The sequence below is a fragment of the Cupriavidus sp. GW823-FHT07A04 genome, from assembly GCF_058794615.1.
Genome location: NZ_JBXAHA010000037.1, coordinates 1 through 22,981, shown reverse-complemented (window position 1 = coordinate 22,981; position 22,981 = coordinate 1). Strand labels below are relative to the sequence as shown.

The 22,981-nt window shown below is 67.4% G+C and carries 19 protein-coding genes; 12 read left to right on the top strand and 7 right to left on the bottom strand.

What is annotated here, in order from left to right:
* Positions 1 to 4: 4 nt before the first annotated feature.
* The 6 genes from AC1Q7Q_RS39100 to AC1Q7Q_RS39075 all read right to left on the bottom strand — a co-directional run bounded on the left by AC1Q7Q_RS39100 (position 5) and on the right by AC1Q7Q_RS39075 (position 4,743).
* Positions 5 to 598, bottom strand: a complete 594-nt coding sequence (locus AC1Q7Q_RS39100; protein ID WP_492373800.1) for a DUF2946 family protein — start codon at positions 596 to 598, stop codon at positions 5 to 7.
* 127 nt (positions 599 to 725) lie between these two features.
* The gene (locus AC1Q7Q_RS39095) at positions 726 to 1,793 is read right to left on the bottom strand and encodes a YheT family hydrolase (protein ID WP_492373801.1); all 1,068 of its coding nucleotides are present in this window, start codon (positions 1,791 to 1,793) and stop codon (positions 726 to 728) included.
* Positions 1,794 to 1,865: 72 nt separating this feature from the next.
* Positions 1,866 to 2,306, bottom strand: a complete 441-nt coding sequence (locus AC1Q7Q_RS39090; RefSeq protein ID WP_150991864.1) for a YybH family protein — start codon at positions 2,304 to 2,306, stop codon at positions 1,866 to 1,868.
* A 57-nt stretch (positions 2,307 to 2,363) separates the two neighbouring features.
* Positions 2,364 to 3,386, bottom strand: coding sequence for a lipopolysaccharide heptosyltransferase II (gene waaF / locus AC1Q7Q_RS39085; protein ID WP_183034520.1), 1,023 nt, complete (start codon positions 3,384 to 3,386; stop codon positions 2,364 to 2,366).
* 121 nt (positions 3,387 to 3,507) lie between these two features.
* Positions 3,508 to 3,702, bottom strand: coding sequence for a zinc-finger domain-containing protein (locus AC1Q7Q_RS39080; RefSeq protein ID WP_006158072.1), 195 nt, complete (start codon positions 3,700 to 3,702; stop codon positions 3,508 to 3,510).
* A 120-nt stretch (positions 3,703 to 3,822) separates the two neighbouring features.
* The gene (locus AC1Q7Q_RS39075) at positions 3,823 to 4,743 is read right to left on the bottom strand and encodes a branched-chain amino acid transaminase (protein ID WP_492373802.1); all 921 of its coding nucleotides are present in this window, start codon (positions 4,741 to 4,743) and stop codon (positions 3,823 to 3,825) included.
* A 1,098-nt stretch (positions 4,744 to 5,841) separates the two neighbouring features.
* Between AC1Q7Q_RS39075 and AC1Q7Q_RS39070 the strand changes: the two genes are divergently transcribed.
* The 4 genes from AC1Q7Q_RS39070 to AC1Q7Q_RS39055 all read left to right on the top strand — a co-directional run bounded on the left by AC1Q7Q_RS39070 (position 5,842) and on the right by AC1Q7Q_RS39055 (position 12,188).
* Entirely contained in the window at positions 5,842 to 8,769 is a 2,928-nt protein-coding gene (locus AC1Q7Q_RS39070; RefSeq protein ID WP_492373807.1) for a DEAD/DEAH box helicase, read from the top strand.
* Positions 8,770 to 8,972: 203 nt separating this feature from the next.
* Entirely contained in the window at positions 8,973 to 10,010 is a 1,038-nt protein-coding gene (locus tag AC1Q7Q_RS39065; protein WP_477134425.1) for a Bug family tripartite tricarboxylate transporter substrate binding protein, read from the top strand.
* A gap of 1,015 nt (positions 10,011 to 11,025) precedes the next feature.
* Entirely contained in the window at positions 11,026 to 11,868 is an 843-nt protein-coding gene (locus tag AC1Q7Q_RS39060; RefSeq protein ID WP_492376616.1) for an AzlC family ABC transporter permease, read from the top strand.
* Positions 11,865 to 12,188, top strand: a complete 324-nt coding sequence (locus AC1Q7Q_RS39055) for an AzlD domain-containing protein (protein ID WP_043343936.1) — start codon at positions 11,865 to 11,867, stop codon at positions 12,186 to 12,188. The genes AC1Q7Q_RS39060 and AC1Q7Q_RS39055 overlap by 4 nt, the downstream gene beginning before the upstream one ends.
* A 61-nt stretch (positions 12,189 to 12,249) precedes the next feature.
* Here AC1Q7Q_RS39055 and AC1Q7Q_RS39050 read toward each other — a convergent pair whose 3' ends face one another.
* Complete coding sequence (locus AC1Q7Q_RS39050) at positions 12,250 to 13,386, bottom strand: helix-turn-helix transcriptional regulator (RefSeq protein ID WP_492376615.1); 1,137 nt, start codon at positions 13,384 to 13,386, stop codon at positions 12,250 to 12,252.
* A 361-nt stretch (positions 13,387 to 13,747) separates the two neighbouring features.
* Here AC1Q7Q_RS39050 and AC1Q7Q_RS39045 point away from each other — a divergent pair, with 361 nt between their 5' ends.
* From AC1Q7Q_RS39045 to AC1Q7Q_RS39010, 8 genes are all read left to right on the top strand, one after another.
* Complete coding sequence (locus tag AC1Q7Q_RS39045; RefSeq protein WP_492376614.1) at positions 13,748 to 14,956, top strand: phosphoglycerate kinase; 1,209 nt, start codon at positions 13,748 to 13,750, stop codon at positions 14,954 to 14,956.
* Between the two features lie 32 nt (positions 14,957 to 14,988).
* Entirely contained in the window at positions 14,989 to 15,885 is an 897-nt protein-coding gene (locus AC1Q7Q_RS39040) for a DUF4349 domain-containing protein (protein WP_492376613.1), read from the top strand.
* Positions 15,886 to 15,898: 13 nt separating this feature from the next.
* On the top strand, positions 15,899 to 17,335 hold the full coding sequence (gene pyk / locus AC1Q7Q_RS39035) for a pyruvate kinase (protein WP_150992693.1): 1,437 nt from the start codon (positions 15,899 to 15,901) through the stop codon (positions 17,333 to 17,335).
* 170 nt (positions 17,336 to 17,505) lie between these two features.
* A complete protein-coding gene (gene fba / locus AC1Q7Q_RS39030; RefSeq protein ID WP_174425967.1) occupies positions 17,506 to 18,570 on the top strand; it encodes a class II fructose-bisphosphate aldolase in 1,065 nt (354 codons plus the stop codon).
* Between the two features lie 187 nt (positions 18,571 to 18,757).
* Complete coding sequence (locus AC1Q7Q_RS39025) at positions 18,758 to 19,666, top strand: phosphoribosylaminoimidazolesuccinocarboxamide synthase (protein ID WP_043343946.1); 909 nt, start codon at positions 18,758 to 18,760, stop codon at positions 19,664 to 19,666.
* 286 nt (positions 19,667 to 19,952) lie between these two features.
* Complete coding sequence (gene purE, locus AC1Q7Q_RS39020) at positions 19,953 to 20,450, top strand: 5-(carboxyamino)imidazole ribonucleotide mutase (protein ID WP_267605615.1); 498 nt, start codon at positions 19,953 to 19,955, stop codon at positions 20,448 to 20,450.
* Between the two features lie 59 nt (positions 20,451 to 20,509).
* Positions 20,510 to 21,754 carry a 5-(carboxyamino)imidazole ribonucleotide synthase gene (locus AC1Q7Q_RS39015; RefSeq protein WP_492376612.1) on the top strand — a complete coding sequence of 415 codons (1,245 nt, stop codon included), beginning with the start codon at positions 20,510 to 20,512 and terminating at the stop codon, positions 21,752 to 21,754.
* A gap of 97 nt (positions 21,755 to 21,851) precedes the next feature.
* Positions 21,852 to 22,838, top strand: a complete 987-nt coding sequence (locus tag AC1Q7Q_RS39010; protein ID WP_492376611.1) for an L-threonylcarbamoyladenylate synthase — start codon at positions 21,852 to 21,854, stop codon at positions 22,836 to 22,838.
* Positions 22,839 to 22,981 lie beyond the last annotated feature (143 nt).

Genomic DNA, 22,981 nt, shown 5'->3' with positions numbered 1-22,981 from the left:
CTGCTCAGGCCGCCTGTTCTCCCGCAGGCGGTTGCGGCTGGCGCATAAAGGCGTAGCGCGCCGGCACTTCGTCCTCGGCGATCGGCTCGATCTGCACGTCGGCGCCGTTGAAATGAAACACGCCGAGATTGCCGCCGCAGGCCTCGCCGTGCCAGGTGCAGGCGCTGCTAAAGCCATCCAGGTCGTGGTCGTGCAGCAGCGCGGCTTGCGGGCCGCCAGCGCTTTCACCCTCCACCGTGCCCACCAGCACTACATTGCCGTGCTCGTCCGCATGGCAGCCGTGCAGCGTGAAGGCGCGCTGCGAGGTGGTGCGCAGCTTGCCCTGGTGCAGCCGCACGATCCACGGCGCATAGGCCAGCGACACGAACACGCGCTGCGGGCCGTTCTGGAAATACCAGCCACCGCGCTCGTCGCGCTGGTAGTTGCGCTCGATAAAGGCGATCAGCGCCTCGTGGCGGATCGGATCGCCGGACAGGCCGTGTTGCTGGGCGTACTCGTTGCGCAGGCGCCATTGCCCGCGCCGGTCCAGCGCCAGCCAGCCGTAGCAGTTGGGGACGTTGGGCCAGCGGGCCATGGCTTGCTTGACTGTCTCATCCATTTTCGGTGCCTCCTTGCGGGACCCCCCGTGTCCGGGCATCCTGCTCGCATTCGTTCTGGTGACGCTGAGCCGCGGGTGCGGCCCGAAACAATTCCACGGCGCTAACCCTCGGCGCCAATCCACAGCGCTAAGCCACGGCGTCGAAAAACCGCAGGATGCGCGCTGGCAGCCACTCGATATGCCCCGCAAAGGGCAGCACCGGCAGCGCGCGCAGCCCATCTTCGCGCGGTGTCATGAAACCGACGTGACCACCGTGCTCGGGCTGCTCCAGCCAGACCTGCGGGCTGACATCAGCGGGACCCGGCAGGTGGCGCGCCGGCAGGAAGGGATCGTTGCGCGCGTTGAGCACCAGCGTGGGCACTTTGATTTCGCCGAGCACCGGCTTGCTGGACGCGCGCGCCCAGTAGTCATCGGTATCGCGAAAGCCATGCAGCGGGGCCGTCACGATATTGTCGAAGGCGTACAGGTCACGGCTGGCGAGCATGGCCTCGCGGTCGAACAGCCGGGGATATTGGCTCAGCTTGGCCAGCGACTTGCGTTTCAGGGTTTGCAGGAACATGCGCGTGTACAGCATGTTGAAGCCTTGCGACAGCGCCGCGCCGCCACCGGCCAGGTCCAGCGGCGCCGAGACCGATGCTGCCGCGCTGATATGCCCCGCGGCGCTGCCTTGTTCGCCCAGCAAGCGCAGCAGGGCATTGCCGCCGAGCGAAATGCCCACCACCAGCAGCTTGCGCCCGTGGCCGCAATACTGCCGGTGCAGCCGCTCCAGGATCCAGTGGAGTTCCTCGGCATCGCCCGAGTGATAGAAGCGCGGCGCCAGGTTCAGCTCGCCCGAGCAGCCACGAAAGTGCGGGATCACGCCCTGCCAGCCGCGCGCCGCCAGCGCATGCATCATGGCCTGCGCGTAGTGGCTGCCGGAGTCGCCCTCCAGGCCATGGAACATCACCAGCAGCGGGGTATCGGGCGTGACCGGGTGCGTGGTCCAGTCCAGGTCGACGAAGTCATCGTCCGGGGCGGTCCAGCGCTCGCGCTTGAAGGCCACGCGCGGCGGGCGCTGCGTGAAGCGTGCCGGAATGATAGTTTGCGCGTGGCCGCCGGCGAGCCACCAGGGCATGCGGCGGCCGCCGCCGAACGGGTCGGTGGCGCGGAGGTCGTCCGGCGCGGGCCGGTGGTGCGAAGGCGGAAGCTGGCTCATGCCTGCAAGGCGATAGGCGGTCAAGCGGCGCGGCGTGACGGGCTGGCCGGCCCGTCACGCGCGCGTCCAATCCTAGTGGAGGGCCTGGCCTGGCGCCGTGCTCACGGTCGCGACCTGGGCGGCGTTGGCCGGGCTGCAATGGATGTGCGCCAGGCGCCAGCCCTCGTGGTTTTGCATCAGCACATAGGTGGTGTGCACATAGAGGTCGGCTTCGACGCGGTCGTCGCCAAAGCGCAGGGCTTCGGTCACGTCGAAGATGGCGACGCCCATCGAGGTATGGCTGCTGGTCTCGATCACGTCGATCAGCACTGGCTGTACGTCCAGCAACTGCGCAAAGGCCTGGCGCAGGTGCTCATGGCCGATCAGGCGCTGGCCGTCCGGCATCACGCAGGTAACCGAGTCCTCATCCAGCCACAGGCGCAGCGCGCCGTCGGCATCGCGTAGCTTCATGGCCTCGCGAAAGGCTTCTACGATGTCTTCGGCGGAATCGAACAGGCGGGCAAAACGAGGCATGGTGGACTGGGCTCAGGGATTCGTTGGCCGGATAAACACGAACGGCGGGTCAGCGCTTCAGGCCCGGTGCAGGAGCTTGCGCAGCTCCACAAACACCATTTCGGGCTCGATGTCCTTCAGGCAGCGCAGGTGGCCAAGCGGGCACTCGCGCTTGAAGCACGGACTGCATTCGAGCTGCAGCCACATGATACTCGCAGCCTGCGACAGCGGGGGTGTATGGCGCGGGTCACTGGAGCCGAACACCGCCACCTGTGGCCGGTTCAGCGCCGCGGTGACGTGCATCAGGCCGGAGTCGTTGCACACGGCGGCTTCCGACATCGCTAGCAGGTCGACGGCATCGTCCAGCGAGGTCTGGCCGCACAGGTTGCGCACGAAGGGCGCGGCCTTGACGATCTCGTCGGCGATCTCGGCGTCCTTGGGCGAGCCCAGCGTGACCATTTGCGCATACGGGAACGAGCGCTTGAGCATCTGCGCCAGCTCGGCGAAATGTGCGGCCGGCCAACGCTTGGCCGGGCCGAACTCCGCGCCCGGGCAGAACGCGATCAGGCGCGTCTGCGGCGCAATGCCGAATCGCTCGGCGGTCTTGGCCATGCGCACCGGATCGGTCCGCAGGCGCGGCTCGGGCAGGTTTTCCGGCAGGCGGGCGCCGGGCTTGAGCGCCAGCCGCGCGTAGTGCTCCACCATGGGCGGGCGCTGGTCGCGGGGCGGATTGCCGTGGCGGATATTGAGCAGGCCGAAGCGGGCTTCGCCGCGATAGCCGACGCGCAGCGGGATAGCGGCCAGCCAGGGGATCAGCGCGGACTTGAGCGAATTCGGCAGCACATAGGCTGCATCGTAGCCTTCGTTCTTGAGCTGCTGGGCGAACATCAGGCGGGCCGAGAGCTGCAGCTTGCCGTGCGCCAGCTCGCTGGGGAAGACCTGGTGGATCTCGGGCATGCGGGCCAGCACCGGCGCCACCCATTTAGGGGCGAGGGCGTCGATCTGCAGGCGCGGATGGCGCGCTTTCATGAGGGTGAAGAGCGGCTGCGCCATCAGGGCGTCGCCGATCCAGTTGGGGGCGATGACGAGGGCTTTTTTCATGAATGGGGCGCTGCCGGAAGGGTGGGCGTGGCGCAAGCTGCGCGCGCCACGCACGCCGACGCTCCAGCGCGCCACAGGGCGGGCCGGAGCATCGGGGTGGTGCGGTCAAGCGTGGGCCGTGTCAGTGGTGACCCTTGATCACGGTGCCGGGCTTGAGCTTGTAGACGGTACCGCAGTACGGGCACTTCACTTCGCCGGTATCGGTCACGTCGAGGAAGACGCGCGGATGGTAGTTCCAGGTCGGCGTGTTGCCGGTGGGGCAGTGCAGCGGAAGGTCTTCCGCGCCGATTTCGATCAGGGAGGCGGTTTGCGTCATGGTGTTGCGGGGATGGCTTTCGTTTTTAATCTTTAGTCTGTTGGATGGACTGAAGTATGACTGGTTAACTGGTTAAACGGTTCGTGGTTGCCTGGCGGCTTTTCGGGTCCCGGGGTGGCGTCAGACCACGGTCAGCCAGTGCCTGTATTGTTCATTGGTGCCGCCGACCGCGCAGAAGAAGGCGTCCTGCACGCGCCTCGTCACCGGGCCGCGGCGGCCTTCGCCGATCACGCGGTCGTCGAGCTCGCGGATCGGCGTGACCTCGGCCGCGGTGCCGGTGAAGAAGGCTTCGTCCGAGCAGTACACCTCGTCGCGCGTGATGCGTTTCTCGCGCACCTCGATGCCCAGGTCGCGGGCGATGGTGAGGATGGCGTCGCGGGTGATGCCGTCCAGGCACGAGGCCAGGTCAGGCGTATAGATCACACCGTCGCGCACCACGAACACGTTTTCGCCCGAGCCTTCGCTGACGTAGCCTTCGGTATCCAGCAGCAGGGCTTCGTCGTAGCCCATGCTGGTGGCTTCCTGGTTGGCGAGGATCGAGTTGATGTAATAGCCGCTGGCCTTGGCCCGCACCAGCGATACATTGACATGGTGGCGGGTGAAGGAAGACGTCTTGACGCGGATGCCGCGCTCCAGGCCTTCCTCGCCCAGGTAGGCGCCCCACGGCCACGCGGCAATCGCCACGTGGATGGTGTTGCCCTTGGCCGAGACGCCCATTTTTTCCGAGCCGATCCAGACCAGCGGGCGGATGTAGCAGGACTCGAGCTGGTTGGCTTTGACCACCTCGCGTTGCGCGGCCTCCAGCGTGGCCGCGTCGAACGGCATCTGCATCTGGAAGATCTTGGCCGAGTTGAACAGGCGGCGGGTGTGCTCCTTTAGGCGGAAGATCGCGGTGCCGGCCGGCGTCTTGTAGGCGCGTACGCCTTCAAACACGCCCATGCCGTAATGCAGGGTATGGGTCAGCACATGGACCTTGGCATCGCGCCATTCGATCAACTTGCCGTCCATCCAGATTTTTCCGTCGCGATCCGCCATCGACATGGTTCACTCCCTGCGCGCCGCCAGCCATGCAAAAGAGACATTGTAAACCCCGGGACCCCCTGTGCCAACGCGGGCGCGGGCCCGCCGGGGTCTAAAATCATCACATTGTGTATGCCGCCACTGCCGCCCGTGACCCTGCCGCCGCCGTTTGGACCCTCCGCCTCCCATCGTGAATCACCAGGCCGCATGCACACCAGGCGGCTGCGCGAGATGCTGTTCTCAGGCGCCCCGGAGGCGGCGATCGGCGAAATGCTGGCGCCTTGGGGGCAGGGAGCCGAGCGCGCCGAAATGCTGGTGGAAGCGGCGCTGGCCAGCGGCGACGCCGCGTTGCTGGACCGGGTGGTGCCACCCTGGCGCTGGCGCATCTTGCTGGCGATCCTGGACTGTCTCTATTTCGACTGGGATCCCCGCTTGCAGCCCTACCTGGATTACGGACTGGCCCGCCACGCCGATGATCCGCAGGCGCTGCCGGTCCCCATTCGCACCGCGCTGGCCGAGGGCCGGCTGTACGCCGGCGAGCGCCCGGCGGCCCTGGCCTTGCTAGCTACGACGGGCAACGCCAGCGGCGGCGATGGCGACGCCCTGCGTGCTTTTACCCAATTGCAGGAAGGCGACTGGCCAGCCGCCCAGGCGGGCTTCGAGGCTGCGCTCAAGCGGCTACGGGCCGAAAGCCGCCAGCGCACCGGCTTGTTGCCGCCGTCGCTGGCGCCTTGCTATCCGCTGTCCTTGCTGGCCCAGCGCACGCCGGCCCACCTCGAACAAGCCCGCAAGTTCTGCCTGGCGGAAGCGGGCACGCGCAGCCCGGTGCCGACCGAGCGCTGGGGGCTGTGGTGCCACGTGCTGGCCGTGCACAAGGGGGATGCGCGGCTGGACGAGTCAGCGTTCGAATTGCGCCCCGAGGTGCCGCCGCTCGCGCAGTTCTGGCGCGTGCTGCTGCGCGCCTGGCTCGGCGACGTGAAGCAAGCCAGCGGCCGGCGCCAGCCGGTGGCCGCCCGCGCCGAGGCCGTCGCGGCCCTGCGTGCGCGCCTGCAAGGCTGCGGCCTGCACTGGTTCGCGCAGCAACTGGACGCCGCGCTGGCGCTGGAGGCGGGCGAGCCGGTGCCGCAGACTTTCTTTGCCGGCCAGCGCCAGGAAAGCTGGCGGCTCGCGCTCGAAGCGTTGCAGGCCCTGGCGGGCGAGACGCGTGCGCCCGACGGCGCCAGCGCCAGCCGCCTGTTGTGGGCGTTGACCATCGACGCCGACGGCGCGGTCGGCACCATCGAGCCGCTGGAGCAGCAGCGCGGAGCGCGCGGCTGGAACAAGCCGCGTCCCGTGCCGCTGGCCCGCCTTGCCGAAGACGACCGGCTGGAGCCGTGGGACGCCCGTGTCGCCCGGGCGGTGCGCCGCGACCAGTCCTATCACCGCCGCTACGTGCTCGATCGCGCCGCCGCCATGCTGGCGCTGGTCGGGCATCCGGGCGTGGTGCTGGCGCAGGCGCCCGAGCAGACGCTGGAAGTGGTGGAGGGCGCCCCCACGCTGGAAGTGGTGCGCCAGGGCGGCCGCTACACCTTGCGGGTCTCGCCCCCGGTGCGCGAGGCCCCGGCGATGGACAGCTTCCTGCCCGCCGGCAGCCGCGCGGACGCCGACGCCTTGCGCCAGATCACCGTGCTGCGCGAAGGCTCGCAGCGCCTGCGTGTGATCCGCCTCACGCCGGCGCAGCAGGGCGCGGCGCAACTGATCGCCGACGGGCTGGCGGTGCCGGCCGAGGCCCATGCGCAGCTTGACGCCACGCTGCGCGCGCTGTCCGGTCATTTCCAGGTGCACTCCGACCACGACGGCAGCGCCCGCGAACTCGAGACCGAGAGCCGGCTGCGCGCCGAGTTGTCCCCGCTGGGTGAAGGCCTTTCGCTGCGCTTGGTGGTGACGCCGCTGGGCCCCCTCGGGCCACGGCTGGCCCCGGGTAGCGGGCGCGAGCGGCTGATGGCGGCGGTCAAGGGGGAGAGCCTGGCCACGGTGCGCGACCTCAAGGCCGAGTTGGCGAGCGTGGCTGAAGTGTTCGACGCGCTGCCCTTCCTGGTGCCGCGCTCGTCGGAAAGTGGCGAGTACGACTGGACCCTGGCCGACCCGGAGGAAGCGTTGTCGGTGGTCGAGCAGTTGCCCGGGCTGCCCGCCGTGCTGGCGGTGGAATGGCCCCGGGGCAAGGAAATCCGCGTGGTGGGCGCCGACATCCCGCAACTGGCGGTGCATATCGAAACCGAGAGCGAATGGTTCAAGCTGGTCGGCGAACTGGGCGTGGCCGAGGGGCTGGTGCTGCAGCTCGGCCAGTTGCTGGCCTGGGCCGGCAGCCATGCCGGGCGCTTCATGCCGATGGGGCAGGGCGTGTATGTGGCGCTCACGCGCAGCCTGCGCGCCAGGCTGCGCGACCTGGCCAGCGTGGCGCACAACGTGCCCGATGGCATCAAGGTGCCGCTGATGGCGGCGCCCTGGCTGGACGACGTGCTGGCCGGCGCCGGCATCGACCCCGACCAGCATTTCCGCCAGCGCGTGGCGCGGCTGCGCCGGGCGCGCAACAGCGACGCCGTGCTGCCGGCCAACCTGGCCGCGCAACTGCGGCCCTACCAGGAAGACGGCTACCGCTGGGCCATGTCGCTCGCCGAGGCCGGCTTCGGCGCCTGCCTGGCCGACGACATGGGGCTGGGCAAGACGCTGCAGGCGCTCGCCGTGATGCTGGCGCGCGCTGACGGCGGCGCCGCGCTGGTGATCGCGCCGACCTCCGTGTGCGGCAACTGGGCCGAAGAGGCAAGGCGCTTCGCGCCGACGCTGCGCGTGCACATCTATGCCGAGGGCGAGCGCGCGGCCTTGCTGGAACAGGCCGGCCCGCATGACGTGGTGATCGTCTCGTACACGCTGCTGCTGCAGGCGCGCGACGCCTTCTGCCAGCGCGAGTGGCACACGGTGGTGGCCGATGAAGCGCAGGCGTTCAAGAATGCCGCCACCAAACGCTCGCAGGCGGTGTTCGAGCTGCGGGCCGATTTCCGCATGGCGCTGTCGGGCACGCCGGTGGAAAACCGGCTGGCCGAACTGTGGTCGATCATGCGCTTTTGCAACCCCGGCCTGCTCGGCTCGCTGGTCCGCTTCAACGAGCACTTCGCCGTGCCGATCGAGCGCAATGGCGTGCGCGAGGCGGCCCAGCGGCTGCGCCGCATGATCGCGCCGTTCGTGCTGCGCCGGACCAAGGCCCAGGTGCTGGACGAACTGCCGCCGCGCACCGAGCTGGTGTTGCGCATCGAGCAGGACCCGATCGAGGCGGCCCACTATGAAGCGCTGCGCCGCCAGGCACTCGCCGATGCCGAGGCCGTGGTCAAAGGCCCGAAGGCCCGCAAGACCGCCGCCGGCCAGCCCGCCGCCGAGGCGCGCATCCATGTGCTGGCGCAACTCATGCGGATGCGGCGCGCCGCCTGCGACGCGCGCCTGGTCACGCCCGAGCTGCAACTGGAACGCGGGCAGGCGGGCGCCAAGGTGCGCGCCTTCGTGCAACTGGCCGGCGAGCTGGCCGCCAACGGGCACAAGACGCTGGTCTTCAGCCAGTTCGTCGACTTCCTGCAACTGCTGCGCGGGGGGCTGGACGAGGCCGGCCTGGCCTGGCAGTACCTCGACGGCGCCACGCCGGCGGCCGAGCGCACGCGGCGCGTGGCGGCGTTCCAGGCCGGCGAGGGCGATGTCTTCCTGATCAGCCTGAAGGCCGGCGGCTTCGGCCTCAACCTGACGGCAGCCGACTACGTGATCATCGCCGACCCCTGGTGGAACCCGGCGGCAGAGGACCAGGCCATGGGCCGCGCCCACCGCATCGGGCAGCAGCGCCCGGTGACCGTCTACCGGCTGATCAGCGCGGGCACCATCGAGGAACGTATCCTCACGCTGCATCACGGCAAGCGCGCGCTGGCCGATGGCATCCTGGAGGCGGGCGAGGACGGCGGGGCCGGCTTCATCGGCACGGCGGCGGCGCTGCCGGACATCGACGAACTGGTGGGGCTGTTGCGCAGCTAGGGGTGCAGGGGCGCTTTCGCCTTTCGCCTGTGCGGGCGGCGGCGGGACCCCGGTCCATGTCTGCTTATACCAACATGGCATACCCTCAAGCGAACTCCATCGTTGGTAATGCGGCGGATCGTTGGTATCTTGCTGTTTTGGCCCGGGGCGCCAGACCCCGGCCGGCAGCCCCGACCCGCATTCCTTTTTTCGACGGTACCCCCATGTTCCGCACTGCTACCCGCCGCATCTCGTCCGCTTTCCAGTCCCGTTCGTTCCGTGCTTCCCGCCTGGCCGCCGGCCTTGGCCTGCTGGCCGCGCTAGGCACGCTGGCCGCTCCGGCCCGCGCGCAGGACCCGGCCTGGCCGACCCAGCCGATCACCATCCTGATGGGCTTTACCGCCGGTTCCGGCGTGGACATGGTGGGACGCACGCTGCAGGAATCGCTGCAGAAGTCGCTCAAGGCCACCATCATCTATGACTACCGCCCCGGCGCCGGTGGCAATGTCGCCTCCGAAGTGGTGGCCCATGCCAAGCCCGACGGCTACACGCTGCTGCTCGGCACCGCCGCCACCCACGGCATCAACCCCGCCCTGTACAAGAGCCTGCCGTTCGACGCCGAAGCCGATTTCACGCCCGTCGCGCCGCTGGTGGAGGTCTCCAACGTGCTGACCGTGAACCCTGCCGTGATCGACGTGAAGTCGGTCAAGGAGTTCATCGAGAAGGTCAAGGCCAACCCCGGCAAGTACAACTACGCGTCGACCGGCAACGGCACCGGCACGCACCTGGCCTTCGCCGAATTCAACGCGCGCGCCGGCCTGGATATGGTCCATGTGCCATACAAGGGTGGCCCCGATGCGCTGCAAGCCGTGCTCAAGGGCGAGGTCTGCTGCATTTTTAATCAGGTGCAGAGCGTGTTGCCGCAATATCGCGCCGGTAAGGTGCGGCTGCTTGGCGTGACCACCAAGAACCGTGTGGCGGTGATTCCCGAAGTGCCGACGATCGCCGAGAGCGGATTGCCCGGCTTCAACAGCACCATCTGGTTTGGCTTCTTCGGCCCCAAGGGGCTGGATCCCAAGATCAGCAAGAAGATCAACGATGCGGTCAAGGTCGCGCTGGAAACGCCGGCGATCCGGCAGAAGCTGATCGAGGCGGGGAATTCGCCGCGGATCGAGACGGTTGAGCAGTTCCGGACTACGGTGAAGGCGGATCGGCAGAAGTGGGCGGGGGTGGTTAGGAGTGTTGGGGCGTCGATTGATTGATATGGCGTTGGTTGTTGGGGGCAAGGGCAGAACCGTTGGATCTTGCTGTTTGATTTGGCTTTGATCTGATACGGCGTTGGTTTTTGGGCCCAAAAGCCATACGACATCCCCCTGCGGGGGCTGCCGGTCACTCTTCTTTGCGTCGGCAAAGAAGACTAACGAGAAGAAAGCCGACCCTGCCGGGGGCAGAGCAATCGGGCTTATGTGGGGCTGTGGTTGCGTCGTACGGCCCGGAGTGTTGGCTGGCCTTTGCCATACCGGCTTGATGGACATCGTAATTGCATGACCCAATGGTCACGTGGTGGTGCCCCTGATCGCTTTGCTCGGTGCGCGTTCGGGCATCTGCCGTTCGCGGTGCGTAGCGCCACGATCCTGCCTGCCTCGGTGGTTTCGTGGTTTTGTCTCTGACGGTGGCCGCCCGGCCATTTGATGCCCTGCCGTACCGGCGCGAGCGGCACTTTGCTATCAACCCCCCTGGTTTCGTGGTGGGCACCGTGGCCCGCCCGCGAGGGCCGCGCTCACCCCCACGACGCTCGTCCTCCGAGACAAAACCACGAAACCAGTCACACCCGAAACGGCGCAGCACTTCGCACCGCGAACGGCAGATGCGGGAATGGGCGCCGCGCCCGAGGTCAGGGGCCCCACGACGAAACCCATGGGTCATGCCATTGCGGTGATCTGTGAGCCGGTAACGGCAGATACCAGCAGAACCACTGGCCATACGACGAAACCAGCGCCCCGCGCCCCCGCGATTGCTCTGCGCCCGGCAGGGTCGGCTTTCTTCTCGTTAGTCTTCTTTGCCGACGCAAAGAAGAGTGACCGGCAGCCCCCGCAGGGGGATGTCGTATGGCTTTTGGGTCCAAAAACCAACGCCGCTCAAAAAAAAAAGCGACCAACCCCGCAAATTAAGCAACCACTTACCACCCCCTCCCACTCCCCCTATAATGCCCAATTCCCCCTAAGCCCAAGGGCTAGCCCCGCCCCCGGCGGCTGCCATCCCCCCAATCCTTCAGCTATGACCTTCCGACCGCCCCAGGCCCTGCTGCGTCCCTGGCATCGTTTTGCCCCGGCCGAGCGGGCTGGCTTTATCGAGGGGGCGCGTTATTTCGCGCCTTCCCTGCCTGCCGTGTTCTCCTGGGGACTGGTGACGGGCGTGGCCATGAGCAAGTCGGTGATGAACGTGCCCGAGGCGATCGGCATGTCGTTGCTGGTCTATGCGGGCTCGGCCCAGTTGTCCGTGCTGCCGCTGTTCGCGGCGGGCCTGCCGTTGTGGACAGTGTGGCTGACCGCCGCCATCGTCAACCTGCGCTTCGTGATCTTCAGTGCGGGGCTGCAGCCGCATTTCAGCTACCTGCCGCTGTGGCGCCGCACGCTGCTGGGGTCGTTCAACGGCGACCTGCATTTCGTCTACTTCATGCAGCGCTATGCCACGCCAGGCCATGAGCCGGGCAAGGAAGGGTACTTCTGGGGCATGGCGCTGACCAATTTCGCCATGTGGCAGGTCTCGTCGATCATCGGCATCGTGCTGGCCAGCGCGTTCCCGGACAGCTGGGGCCTGGGGCTGGCAGGCACGCTGGCGCTGATTCCCGTGATGGTCACGACCATCCGCTCGCGCTCGACGCTGCTGGCGGTGGCCGTGGCTTCCGCGCTGGCGCTGCTGTGCTTCGACCTGCCTTACCGGCTTGGCCTGGTGGCGGCGGTGGTGGGGGCGATCGCGGCCGGCATGGCCAGCGACGAACTGGCGGCGCGCGCGACCTTGCGGGGCATCCGCCGCCGCAAGGCCGAGCATGCGCCCGCGCAGGCGGCGGCCCGGTCAGCGGCCCAGTCAGCGGCTGCGGCGGCAGAGGACCGGGCATGAGCCATCTCGAGATCTGGATCGCGCTGGTCGGCATGGCGCTGGTGACCATCGTCACGCGTGCGCTGTTCCTGATGGCGGGCGAGCGCGTGACGGTGCCAGACCGCATCCAGCGCGCGCTGCGCTACGCGCCGGCGGCGGCGCTGGCGGCCATCATCCTGCCCGACCTGATGACCTGGCAGGGGCATTTCACGCTGGCTCCCAGCAACTACAAGCTGGTGGCCGGCGCGGTGGCGCTGGTGTTCTACCTGGTGACGCGGCGCATGGTGGGCATGATCGTGGCGGGCATGGCGGTCTATACCGCCATGCGGCTGCTCGGCTGAGCCGGGGCCGGGCGAACGCCGGGCCCCGAAGGCGCGAGAAGGCGCGAGAAGGCGCGATCCGCTAGGCCGCGTCGCTGGCGTCGCTCGGCCCTTGCGGCGCGGGGCCGAGCGCCGTGCCCAGCTGGGTCAGCAGCCGCGTCAGGCGGGCCTGCGTGCTGGCGCCGGTCTTGAGGAATACCGCCTTGAGCTGGCTGCGCGCGGTTTCGTGGCGCACGTGCAGGCGCTCGCTGGCTTCGGGCAGGCCCATGCCGGTGGCCAGCAGGCTCGCCAGGCGGGTCTCGGCGGGCGTCAGTCCATAGACTTCGCGCAGCAGTTGCGGCAGTTCCGCCGGTGCCTGCGCGTCTTCATGGATCACCACCAGCGCGGCGGGTTGCTGCCAAGGCAGCGCAAAGATGTGGGAGGGCGGCAGCGGCAGCACGATCAGCTGCGCGCAGGCGCCGTTGCCATGGCGGGCGATTGCCGCCTGCGCCGGTACCGTGCTGCGCGGCGCGCAGGCGGCCGTCACCATGTCGGCCAGCGAGCGCGACAACTGCCACTCGCCAGTCTTGCCGGCGGGGGCCAGCCGCCGCACCCAGCGCTCGCCGATGCCATTGCTCAGCAGCACGCGCCGCTCGGGCGAGAAGGCGATCACGCCGAACGACAGGCGCTCCAGGATCTGCCCTGACAGTTGCGCCAGCGTCGACAGCCCGATGGTGCGGTCGCGCATGGCCATGGCGCTGCGCATGTGAGGCAGCGCCCAGTCCAGCGCGCTGACATCCGCTGGCGTGAAATTGCCTTGCGAGAACGAGCGCTGCAGCGCGAAATACACCTCGTAGTGGGGCTTTCGCTCGACCAGGCAGGCTGCGTAGGAGCATAGGTCGAAGCGGTGGAAGAACTCCCGATAGAAGGGGCTGCGCTGCATCGCGCCTTCGCCGAAATCGCGCGCGTCGATGTACCACTCGCCGGGGGAGAGGTTGTGGGCAAACAGCTTGCCCGGATCCAGCGTGTGGAACTCCTTCTCGTAGGCGCTGAACAGCTCCTGCACCGGGCGCACGACCTCGTTGACCGTCATCAGGTCGCGATCGGTGTCGCGCACGATCATCGATGCGTGCGCGCTGCCTACGATGTTGCTCAAGGTGTGCAGGCTTCGCTGCCAGGCCTGCGCGTCAAGAATCCCTTCGTACAAGCCACGGATTGCCCCGTGCATGTCTTCGTTCATGGTTACCCCTGCCTTCGCGACAACGGCGCTAGCCGCGTGGCGCCGACGCCGCTTACCGTAAGCGCGTCCGGCGCCAGTGCCTTGGGTCCCGTCTGAGGCGGGCCTCTGGCTATGTTTTTGCGTGCTTATCTTGTGCCGACTTGTGCATACATTGCGCGCTTTGGCATCAGCGTACGAGACGCAGTGCAATTGTCGCACCCCTCATTCAGGGGGTGCGTTGCAAGGATGCGGCACGCTACTCGCCGCATGTGGCGAACGGGGCACCCACTGGCGGATGCATCCGGGGCGCAATCCCGCAAAATGGCCCTTGCGATCAGGTAAAATGCCGATTTTCCCCGATTTTCGCTCTCCAGCCACCGCCATGACCTCTGTCCTGCGTCTTTCCGATCTCATCTCCCAAGGCAAAATTGCCGGCAAGCGGGTTTTTATCCGCGCCGACCTGAACGTGCCGCAGGATGACGCCGGCCAAATCACCGAAGATACCCGCATCCGCGCCTCCGTGCCCGCTATCGAAGCCTGCCTGCAGGCAGGCGCCGCCGTGATGGTGACGTCGCATCTGGGCCGCCCGACCGAAGGCGAGTTCAAGCCCGAGGATTCGCTGGCGCCTGTGGCCACGCGCCTGGCCGAGTTGCTCGGCAAGCCGGTCAAGCTGGTGCAGAACTGGGTCGACGGCAACGGCGAAGTGAGCACGGTCAAGCCCGGCGAAGTGGTGCTGCTGGAAAACTGCCGCGTCAACAAGGGCGAAAAGAAGAACAGCGACGAACTGGCCCAGAAGATGGCCAAGCTGTGCGACGTCTACGTGAACGATGCCTTCGGCACCGCGCACCGCGCCGAAGCCACCACCCACGGCATCGCCAAATACGCCCCCATCGCCTGCGCCGGCCCGCTGCTGGCTGCCGAGATCGATGCGCTGGGCAAGGCCCTGGGCCAGCCGGCGCGTCCGCTGGTGGCAATCGTCGCCGGCTCCAAGGTGTCCACCAAGCTGACCATCCTCAAGACGCTGGCCGGCAAGGTCGACAACCTGATCGTCGGCGGCGGCATCGCCAATACCTTCATGCTGGCTGCCGGCCTGAAGATCGGCAAGTCGCTGGCCGAGGCTGACTTGGTGGCCGATGCGCGCACCATCATCGATCTCATGGCCGCGCGCGGCGCCTCGGTGCCCATCCCCGTGGACGTGGTGTGCGCCAAGGAGTTCAGCGCCACCGCTGTTGCCACCGTCAAGGACGCGAAGGACGTGGCCGACGACGACATGATCCTCGACATCGGCCCCAAGACCGCGCAGATGCTGGCGGACCAGCTCAAGCTGGCCGGCACCATCGTGTGGAACGGCCCGGTCGGCGTGTTCGAGTTCGACCAGTTCAGCAATGGCACCAAGGTGCTGGCCCAAGCCATCGCCGAGTCCAAGGCGTTCTCGATCGCCGGCGGGGGCGACACGCTGGCGGCCATCGCCAAATACGGCATCGCTGACCAGGTGGGCTACATCTCCACCGGCGGCGGCGCCTTCCTGGAATTCCTGGAAGGCAAGAAGCTGCCCGCGTTCGAGGTGCTGGAACAGCGCGCCGCGGGCTGAGGGTGGCGGGTTTGCGAGGGTTTGGCACTGGCATGGCCAGCAAGCGTGGACTGGCGGCGTTGCTGCTGGCCGCCTCGCTTCTGGCCCTGAGCGCGTGCGGCCGCCCGGGCGGCGGCGCGCCAGAGGGGCGTCCCCTGGCCGCCGCCGCGGCCGGCGGGATGGCCGCCGGCGAGTTGGCGCGAGGCGGCCAGAGCGAGCAGCAGGAGGCGGAGCGCCGCTACCTGGCGCTGAAGTACGCGCTGACGGTGGAGAATTCCGCCGACGCGCTGGAGACTGGCTGGAAGAGCGTGGTGCAACGCTGCCAGGCGCTCGGCTGCGAGTTGCTGGAGGCGGCCTTCACCCGCAGCCGCGATGGTGCGCCGCCGCGCGGCGAGCTGCGCGCGCGCATCGCGCCCAAGGCCTTGCCGGATCTGCTGAAAGCGGCGGAGCAAGGCGGCACGGTGGTATCCAACGCCGTGTCGAGCGAAGACAAGACAGACCAGGTGATCGATGCCGAGGCCCGCATCAAGAACACCACCGAGCTGCGCGACCGCCTGCGTGCCATGCTGCAGAATGCGCGCGGCCCGCTGCGCGACGTGATCGAGCTGGAGCGCGAACTGGCGCGCGTGCAGGGCGAGCTGGATACCATCCACGGCCTGCGCAAGATGCTGGCGGCGCAAACAGATCGCAACGAAGTCCGTATCGATTTCGTTGCGCGCGAGAGCTTTGTCAGCCAACGAAAGGTGTCGCCGCTGCGCGACGCTTTTAACGATATCGCCGAGTTGTTCCTCGGCAGCCTGGCCATGCTGATCCGCGTGGCCGCCGGCGCGCTGCCGTGGCTGCTGGTTGGTGTGCCGCTGCTGTGGTTTGCGCTGGCCTGGCGCCGGCGCCGCGTGGCGCGCAGGAAGCAAGCCGTGCCGGCGTCGCCGGACGGCGCTGGCCCTCGATAAGGAAAATCAGTTCATGACCCGTTCCACCAAGATCGTCGCTACCATCGGCCCCGCTTCCAGCACGCTGGAAATGCTCACGCGCATGATCGCGGCAGGGGTCGACGTGGTGCGCCTGAATTTCTCCCACGGCGTAGCCGCGGACCATATCGAGCGCGCCCGCCTGGTGCGCGAGGCCGCCAAGGCCTGCGGCAGGGAAGTCGCCATCATGGCTGACCTGCAAGGGCCGAAGATCCGCGTCGGCAAGTTCGAGCACGGCAAGATCACGCTGAACGTGGGTGAGCCCTTCATCCTCGACGCTACCTGCACCCTGGGCAACCAGGAACGCGCCGGCCTCGATTACGAGGACCTGCCGCGCGACGTGGGCCCGGGCGACCTGCTGCTGCTCAACGATGGCCTGATCGTGCTGGTGGTGGACCGCGTGCTAGGTCACGAGATTTTCACCACGGTCCGGATCGGCGGCGAGCTGTCCAACAACAAGGGCATCAACCGCCAGGGCGGCGGCCTGTCGGCGCCGGCGCTGACCGCCAAGGACATGGAAGACATCAAGACCGCCATGGCGCTGGGCGCGGACTATGTCGCGGTGAGCTTTCCCAAGAACGCCACCGATATGGAAATGGCGCGCCAGCTTGCCGCGGTGGCCGGTCAGCCGCACCAGCACAAGGCCCGCATGATCGCCAAGATCGAGCGCGCCGAGGCGATCCGCCCGGGCGTGCTGGAAGAGATCCTGCAGGCCTCCGACGGCATCATGGTGGCCCGCGGCGACCTGGCCGTGGAAGTGGGCAACGCGGCCGTGCCCGCGCTGCAAAAGCGCATGATCCGGCTGGCGCGCGAGGCCAACAAGCTGACCATCACCGCCACCCAGATGATGGAGAGCATGATCGTCAACCCGGTGCCCACGCGCGCCGAGGTGTCGGACGTGGCCAACGCCGTGCTGGACGGCACCGATGCCGTGATGCTGTCGGCCGAGACCGCCGCCGGCCGCTATCCGGTGGAAACCGTGGAAGCCATGGCCGCGGTCTGCGTCGAGGCGGAGAAGTCCGAGGTGGTCCAGCTCGACACCGATTTCCTCAACCAGACCTTTGGCCGCATCGACCAGTCGATCGCCATGGGCGCACTGTTCACCGCCTATCATTTGCAGGTAAAGGCCATTGCCGCGCTGACCGATTCCGGCGCCACCGCGCTGTGGATGAGCCGGCATCGCATCCATGTGCCGATCTACGCGATGACGCCCAACCTGGCCTCGCAGCGCAAGATGCAGCTCTATCGCAATGTGGTGCCGCTGCCGCTGGAAGCCAGCGCCGACCGCGACACCGCGCTGGAACAGGCCGAGGAACTGCTGCTGTCGCGCGGCGTTGTGCAGCGCGGCGACTTTATCGTGCTGACCATTGGCGAGCCGATGGGCCAGCCGGGTGGCACGAATACGCTGAAGATTGTCCGGGTTGGCGCCTGATATGTGCCGCGCCGGACAGACAGCCGGCGCCTGAGCGCACAGGATCACCCAGGATAAATCGCGTTGAGACGGTGTCTTGCGCGAACAGCAAAGAACGACCAGATCGACCAGCTCGACCAGATCATTAAATCATTAAACGAGACACCCCATTCTTTCTTTAGGAGTTTGACATGCCACTCGTATCGATGCGCCAGCTGCTCGACCACGCCGCCGAAAACGGCTACGCGCTGCCCGCCTTCAACGTGAACAACCTGGAACAGGTTCAGGCCATCATGCAGGCCGCCGACGAAGTCAATGCGCCGGTGATCATGCAAGCCTCCGCAGGCGCGCGCAAGTACGCCGGCGAGCACTTCCTGCGCCACCTGATCGAAGCCGCAGTGCAAGCCTATCCGCATATCCCGGTGGTGATGCACCAGGATCACGGCCAGTCGCCGGCGATCTGCCAGGCCGCGATCGACCTGGGCTTCTCCTCGGTGATGATGGACGGCTCGCTGCGTGAAGACGGCAAGACCCCGTCCGACTACGAGTACAACATCGAAGTGACCCGCAAGGTGGTGCAGCTCTCGCACGCCATCGGCGTGACCGTGGAAGGCGAGCTTGGCTGCCTGGGCTCGCTCGAGACCGGCGAAGCCGGCGAGGAAGACGGCATCGGCGCCGAAGGCAAGCTGGACCATTCCATGCTGCTGACTGACCCTGAGCAAGCCGCCGACTTCGTCAAGGCCACCCAGCTGGACGCCCTGGCGATCGCCATCGGTACCTCGCACGGCGCTTACAAGTTCACCCGCAAGCCCACTGGCGATATCCTGGCGATCAACCGCATCAAGGAAATCCACGCCCGCATCCCCAACACCCACCTGGTGATGCACGGCTCGTCGTCGGTCCCGCAGGAACTGCTCGCGGAAATCCGCCAGTTCGGCGGCGACATGAAGGAAACCTACGGCGTGCCGGTCGAGGAAATCCAGGAAGCCATCAAGTACGGCGTGCGCAAGATCAATATCGACACCGATATCCGCCTTGCCATGACCGGTGCGATCCGCCGCTTCTTTGCCGAGAACCCGAGCAAGTTCGACCCGCGCGAATACCTGAAGCCGGCCCGCGAAGCCGCCAAGCTGGTTTGCAAGGCACGCTATGTCGCCTTTGGCTGCGAAGGCCAGGCCGCCAAGATCAAGCCGGTCTCGCTCGACGCCATCGCGCAGAAGTACAAGTCGGGCGAACTCGCCCAGGTCGTGCAGTAAGCAGGACCGCGTGCCGTCCCCGCCCCGATCCCGTCAAACGGGGCAGGCGCGGGGACGACGCTTTTCAGGCTCCGGCGCCGGGGCGCTGAAAAGCGCTAACAAAATGAAGCGAAGCAGTTGTTCTGGCCCGGCGCCAGAATCATTCTGTTAGTGCCTCCCATCGGAACCACCGAACCACCGAAATACCATGTCGAACGCTCTCTACCAGTCCTCCATCACTTCGCTGCCGCTGCTCGGCCACGGCAAGGTCCGCGACAACTACGCCGTCGGCGACGACAAGCTGCTGATCGTCACCACCGACCGCCTGTCGGCCTTCGACGTCATCCTGGGCGAGCCGATCCCGGCCAAGGGCCGCGTGCTTAACCAGATGGCCAACTTCTGGTTCAAGAAGCTGGCTCACATCGTGCCGAACCACGAAACCGGCATTGCCGCCGAGACCGTGGTGAGCCCGGCCGAAGTCGAGCAGGTGCAAGGCCGCGCCGTGGTGGTCAAGCGCCTCAAGCCGATCCTGGTGGAAGCCGTGGTGCGCGGCTACCTGGCCGGCAGCGGCTGGAAGGACTACCAGGCCACCGGCAGCGTGTGCGGCATCGAACTGCCCGCCGGCCTGCAGAACGCGCAGAAGCTGCCCGAGCCGATCTTCACCCCGGCCGCCAAGGCCGAGATGGGCGAGCACGACGAGAACATCTCCTTCGCTGAAACGGAAGAGCGCATCGGCGCCGACCTGGCCCGCCAGATGCGCGACATCTCGATCCGCCTGTACAAGGAAGCGGCCGACTACGCCGCCACCCGCGGCATCATCATCGCCGACACCAAGTTCGAGTTCGGCCTGGACGAGAACGGCACGCTGACGCTGATGGACGAAGTGCTGACCGCCGACTCCTCGCGCTTCTGGCCCGCGGATTCGTACGAAGTCGGCACCAACCCGCCGTCCTTCGACAAGCAGTTCGTGCGCGACTGGCTGGAAGCCGTGCGCATCGACGGCAAGCCCTGGCCCAAGACCGCCCCGGCGCCTGCATTGCCCGCCGACGTGATCGAGAAGACCGCCGCCAAGTACCGCGAGGCGCTGACGCGCCTGACCGGCGAGGAACTGCAGTAATGGTGGGCGGCGCTGGCGCTGGCCGAAGCCGGCCGGTGCGCCAATGCTGCTTGAAATGCCCAATGGCGTTTACTCCCTCTCCCCTCAGGGGGAGAGGGCCGGGGAGAGGGGTGGCTTAGCTAGGCGCCACCTGAAGCAGAGCCAATGGTTTTTCACGGCTCGCAGGCGCATCGAGCGCCCGCCCTCTCCCCCAACCCCTCTCCCGCAAGCGGGAGAGGGGAGCGAAAAATGCAAAGCGAAAGTTGGCGCAATCCATATGCGCTAGACAGATTTTTAAGGACTTAACGTGAGCAATACAGCCAAGCCGCTGGTCGGCGTTGTGATGGGCAGCAGTTCCGACTGGGACGTGATGCAGAACGCGGTCGCCATGCTGAAGGATTTCGGCGTGGCCTTCGAGGCACGCGTGGTTTCCGCCCACCGCATGGCCGACGACATGTTCGAGTACGCCGCCACCGCGCGCGCGCGTGGCCTGCGCGCCATCATCGCCGGTGCCGGCGGTGCCGCGCACCTGCCCGGCATGATCGCCGCCAAGACCATCGTGCCGGTGTTCGGCGTGCCGGTGCCGTCGCGCTACCTGCGTGGCGAGGACTCGCTGCTGTCGATCGTGCAGATGCCCAAGGGCGTGCCGGTTGCCACCTTCGCCATCGGCGAAGCGGGCGCCGCCAATGCCGCGCTGCACGCCATTGCCACGCTCGCCACCACCGACGACGCGCTGGCCGCCGCGCTCGAAGCGTTCCGCGCCAAGCAGACCGAAGCTGCCCGCGCCATGACGCTGCCGGTGTAATACGCACATTCGCACGCACACCGACTAGCCCCAAGCCCCCGAATCCGGAAAGACGCGCAATGCCAACCGATATCCATCCCCACCTGGTCGAAGCCCACACGCCGGAGTCGCGTGCCGAGTTCGGCATCGACAATCCCAGCGCGCCGGTGCTGCCCGGCGCCTGGCTAGGCATGCTGGGCGGCGGCCAGCTCGGCCGCATGTTCACCCATGCCGCGCAGTCGATGGGCTACAAGGTTTGCGTGCTCGATCCGGACCAGGACAGCCCGGCCGGCACCATCGCCGAGAAGCACATCTGCGCGGCCTATACGGATGAAGCCGCGCTGGCCGAGATGGCCAAGCTGTGCCCGGCGGTGACCACCGAGTTCGAGAACGTGCCCTCGCTCTCGCTCGACCGGCTGGAGCAACTCGGCGCCTTCGTCGCGCCGCGCGGCTATTGCGTGTCGATCGCGCAGAACCGCATCGGCGAGAAGAAATTCTTCGCTTCCTGCGCCGAGCGCACCGGCGTGCCCACCGCGCCGCACTGGGTGATCCAGCACGACGCGGACGTCGACCAGGTGCCCGAGGACCTGCTGCCCGGCATCCTCAAGACCGCGCGCATGGGGTATGACGGCAAGGGCCAGGCCCGTGTCAGGACCCGCGAAGACGTGCGTGCAGCGTGGCGCGCCATGCAGCACGTGCCGTGTGTGCTGGAAAAGATGTTGCCGCTGGCCTACGAGGTTTCGGTACTGGCCGCGCGCGCTGCCGACGGCACCACGGCGACCTGGCCGCTGGCCGAAAACGTGCACCGCGACGGCATCCTGTTCTCCACCGTGATGCCGTCCACCAGCGTCTCCGACGAGATCGCCGCGCGTGCCCGCGCCGCGGCCGCCACCATCACCACCGAGATGGGCTATGTGGGCGTGCTGTGCATCGAGTTCTTCGTGCTGACAGATGGCTCGCTGGTCGCCAACGAAATGGCGCCGCGCCCGCACAACTCCGGCCACATCACCATGGACGCCTGCGAGACCAGCCAGTTCGAGCAGCAGGTGCGCGCCATGGCGCGCCTGCCGCTGGGCAGCACGCGCCAGCATTCGGCCGGCAAGATGCTCAACCTGCTGGGCGATGTGTGGTTCGAATTCGGCCTGGAACGCACGCCGGCCTGGGACGAAGTCGTGGCCCAGTCCGGCGCCAAGCTGCACTTGTATGGCAAGAGCGATGCGCGCCCCTCGCGCAAGATGGGCCATGTGAATTGCGTGGGCGGCGCGGCGGCCGACGCCGAGCGCGCCTTCGATGCGGCCCTGACGGCGCTGCACATCGCGCCTTGATGGCATGCCCGGCGCATGCGCCGGGCTTTTCCGTTTTCCTGCTTTCGCAGCTCCGTAGTTTCGAAGCTTCGTAGTAACGCTACCTCAGAGATCCCCGATGTCGCGCATGCCCACGTCCGCCGAACTTGACCAAGCGGTCCAACTGCTGGAGGCCGGCGAGCTGGTCGCCTTCCCGACCGAGACGGTCTACGGCCTGGGCGCCGACGCGGAAAACCCCGAGGCCATCGCCCGTATCTACGCGGCCAAGGGGCGCCCGTCCAATCACCCGATCATCGTGCACGTGGTGGATGGCGGCGACATCAGCTACTGGGTGGACGATGTGCCGCCGGCCGCGCAAGACCTGATCGACGCCTTCTGGCCCGGCCCGCTTACGCTGATCCTCAAGCGCGCGGCGCATATCCCGGCGGCGGTTGCCGGCGGCCAGGACAGCATTGGCCTGCGTTGCCCGTCGCATCCGGTTGCGCAGGCGCTGCTGGGCCGCTTCAAGCGTGGCCGTGGCGGCATTGCCGCGCCGTCCGCGAACAAGTTTGGGCAGGTTAGCCCGACCACGGCGCAGCACGTGCGCGACGAGTTTGGCGATGCGGTCTTCGTGCTGGAAGGCGACGACGTTGAGGTGGGCATCGAATCGACCATCGTGGACCTGTCGCGGCTGGAGCAGGGCATTGGCCCGGTGCTGCTGCGCCCGGGCGCCATCACGCCGGCCATGATGGCGAAGGTGCTGGGCGTCACGCCGTTGCCGCCGGATGCTGCCGCGCCGCGCGCGTCAGGTACGCTGAAGGCGCACTACGCGCCGCATACGCCGTTGGGTTTGTGCTCTGCCGCGGATCTGCCTGCGCAACTGGTCGATTTGCCCGCCGACGCGCTGGTGGCGTGGGTTGGTGTTCAGGCGGCTGCCGATCCGCGGTGTGTGTGGGTAGAGGCGCCTGCCGATGCCGAGGGTTATGCGCGGGCGCTTTATAGCTTGTTGCGCCGGCTGGATGGGGAGGGGTTTGCGCGGCTGGTGTTTGAGGCCTTGCCGGCTGGGCATGAGTGGGATGGGGTTCGGGATCGGTTGCAGAGGGCTGCGGCGGCGTTTGGGGAGTGAGGGGGGTGTTGTTGGTTGTTGGTAGTAACTGCAACTGCAACTGCAACTGCAACTGCAACTGCAACTGCAACTGCAACTGCAGTTTCACCACCCCTGCGGGGCGGCGACCTACTTTCTTGTCTTGCCAAGAAAGTAGGCAAAGA

Coding starts and splice junctions, on each gene's coding strand:
- AC1Q7Q_RS39050 (WP_492376615.1), bottom strand. CDS start 13,386: ATGAACGAAGACATGCACGGGGCAATCCGTGGCTTGTACGAAGGGATT.
- AC1Q7Q_RS39015 (WP_492376612.1), top strand. CDS start 20,510: ATGCCAACCGATATCCATCCCCACCTGGTCGAAGCCCACACGCCGGAG.
- AC1Q7Q_RS39075 (WP_492373802.1), bottom strand. CDS start 4,743: ATGTCGATGGCGGATCGCGACGGAAAAATCTGGATGGACGGCAAGTTG.
- AC1Q7Q_RS39025 (WP_043343946.1), top strand. CDS start 18,758: ATGTCGAACGCTCTCTACCAGTCCTCCATCACTTCGCTGCCGCTGCTC.
- AC1Q7Q_RS39065 (WP_477134425.1), top strand. CDS start 8,973: ATGTTCCGCACTGCTACCCGCCGCATCTCGTCCGCTTTCCAGTCCCGT.
- AC1Q7Q_RS39095 (WP_492373801.1), bottom strand. CDS start 1,793: ATGAGCCAGCTTCCGCCTTCGCACCACCGGCCCGCGCCGGACGACCTC.
- AC1Q7Q_RS39080 (WP_006158072.1), bottom strand. CDS start 3,702: ATGACGCAAACCGCCTCCCTGATCGAAATCGGCGCGGAAGACCTTCCG.
- AC1Q7Q_RS39010 (WP_492376611.1), top strand. CDS start 21,852: ATGTCGCGCATGCCCACGTCCGCCGAACTTGACCAAGCGGTCCAACTG.
- fba (WP_174425967.1), top strand. CDS start 17,506: ATGCCACTCGTATCGATGCGCCAGCTGCTCGACCACGCCGCCGAAAAC.
- AC1Q7Q_RS39060 (WP_492376616.1), top strand. CDS start 11,026: ATGACCTTCCGACCGCCCCAGGCCCTGCTGCGTCCCTGGCATCGTTTT.
- waaF (WP_183034520.1), bottom strand. CDS start 3,386: ATGAAAAAAGCCCTCGTCATCGCCCCCAACTGGATCGGCGACGCCCTG.
- AC1Q7Q_RS39055 (WP_043343936.1), top strand. CDS start 11,865: ATGAGCCATCTCGAGATCTGGATCGCGCTGGTCGGCATGGCGCTGGTG.
- pyk (WP_150992693.1), top strand. CDS start 15,899: ATGACCCGTTCCACCAAGATCGTCGCTACCATCGGCCCCGCTTCCAGC.
- AC1Q7Q_RS39040 (WP_492376613.1), top strand. CDS start 14,989: ATGGCCAGCAAGCGTGGACTGGCGGCGTTGCTGCTGGCCGCCTCGCTT.
- AC1Q7Q_RS39045 (WP_492376614.1), top strand. CDS start 13,748: ATGACCTCTGTCCTGCGTCTTTCCGATCTCATCTCCCAAGGCAAAATT.
- AC1Q7Q_RS39090 (WP_150991864.1), bottom strand. CDS start 2,306: ATGCCTCGTTTTGCCCGCCTGTTCGATTCCGCCGAAGACATCGTAGAA.
- AC1Q7Q_RS39100 (WP_492373800.1), bottom strand. CDS start 598: ATGGATGAGACAGTCAAGCAAGCCATGGCCCGCTGGCCCAACGTCCCC.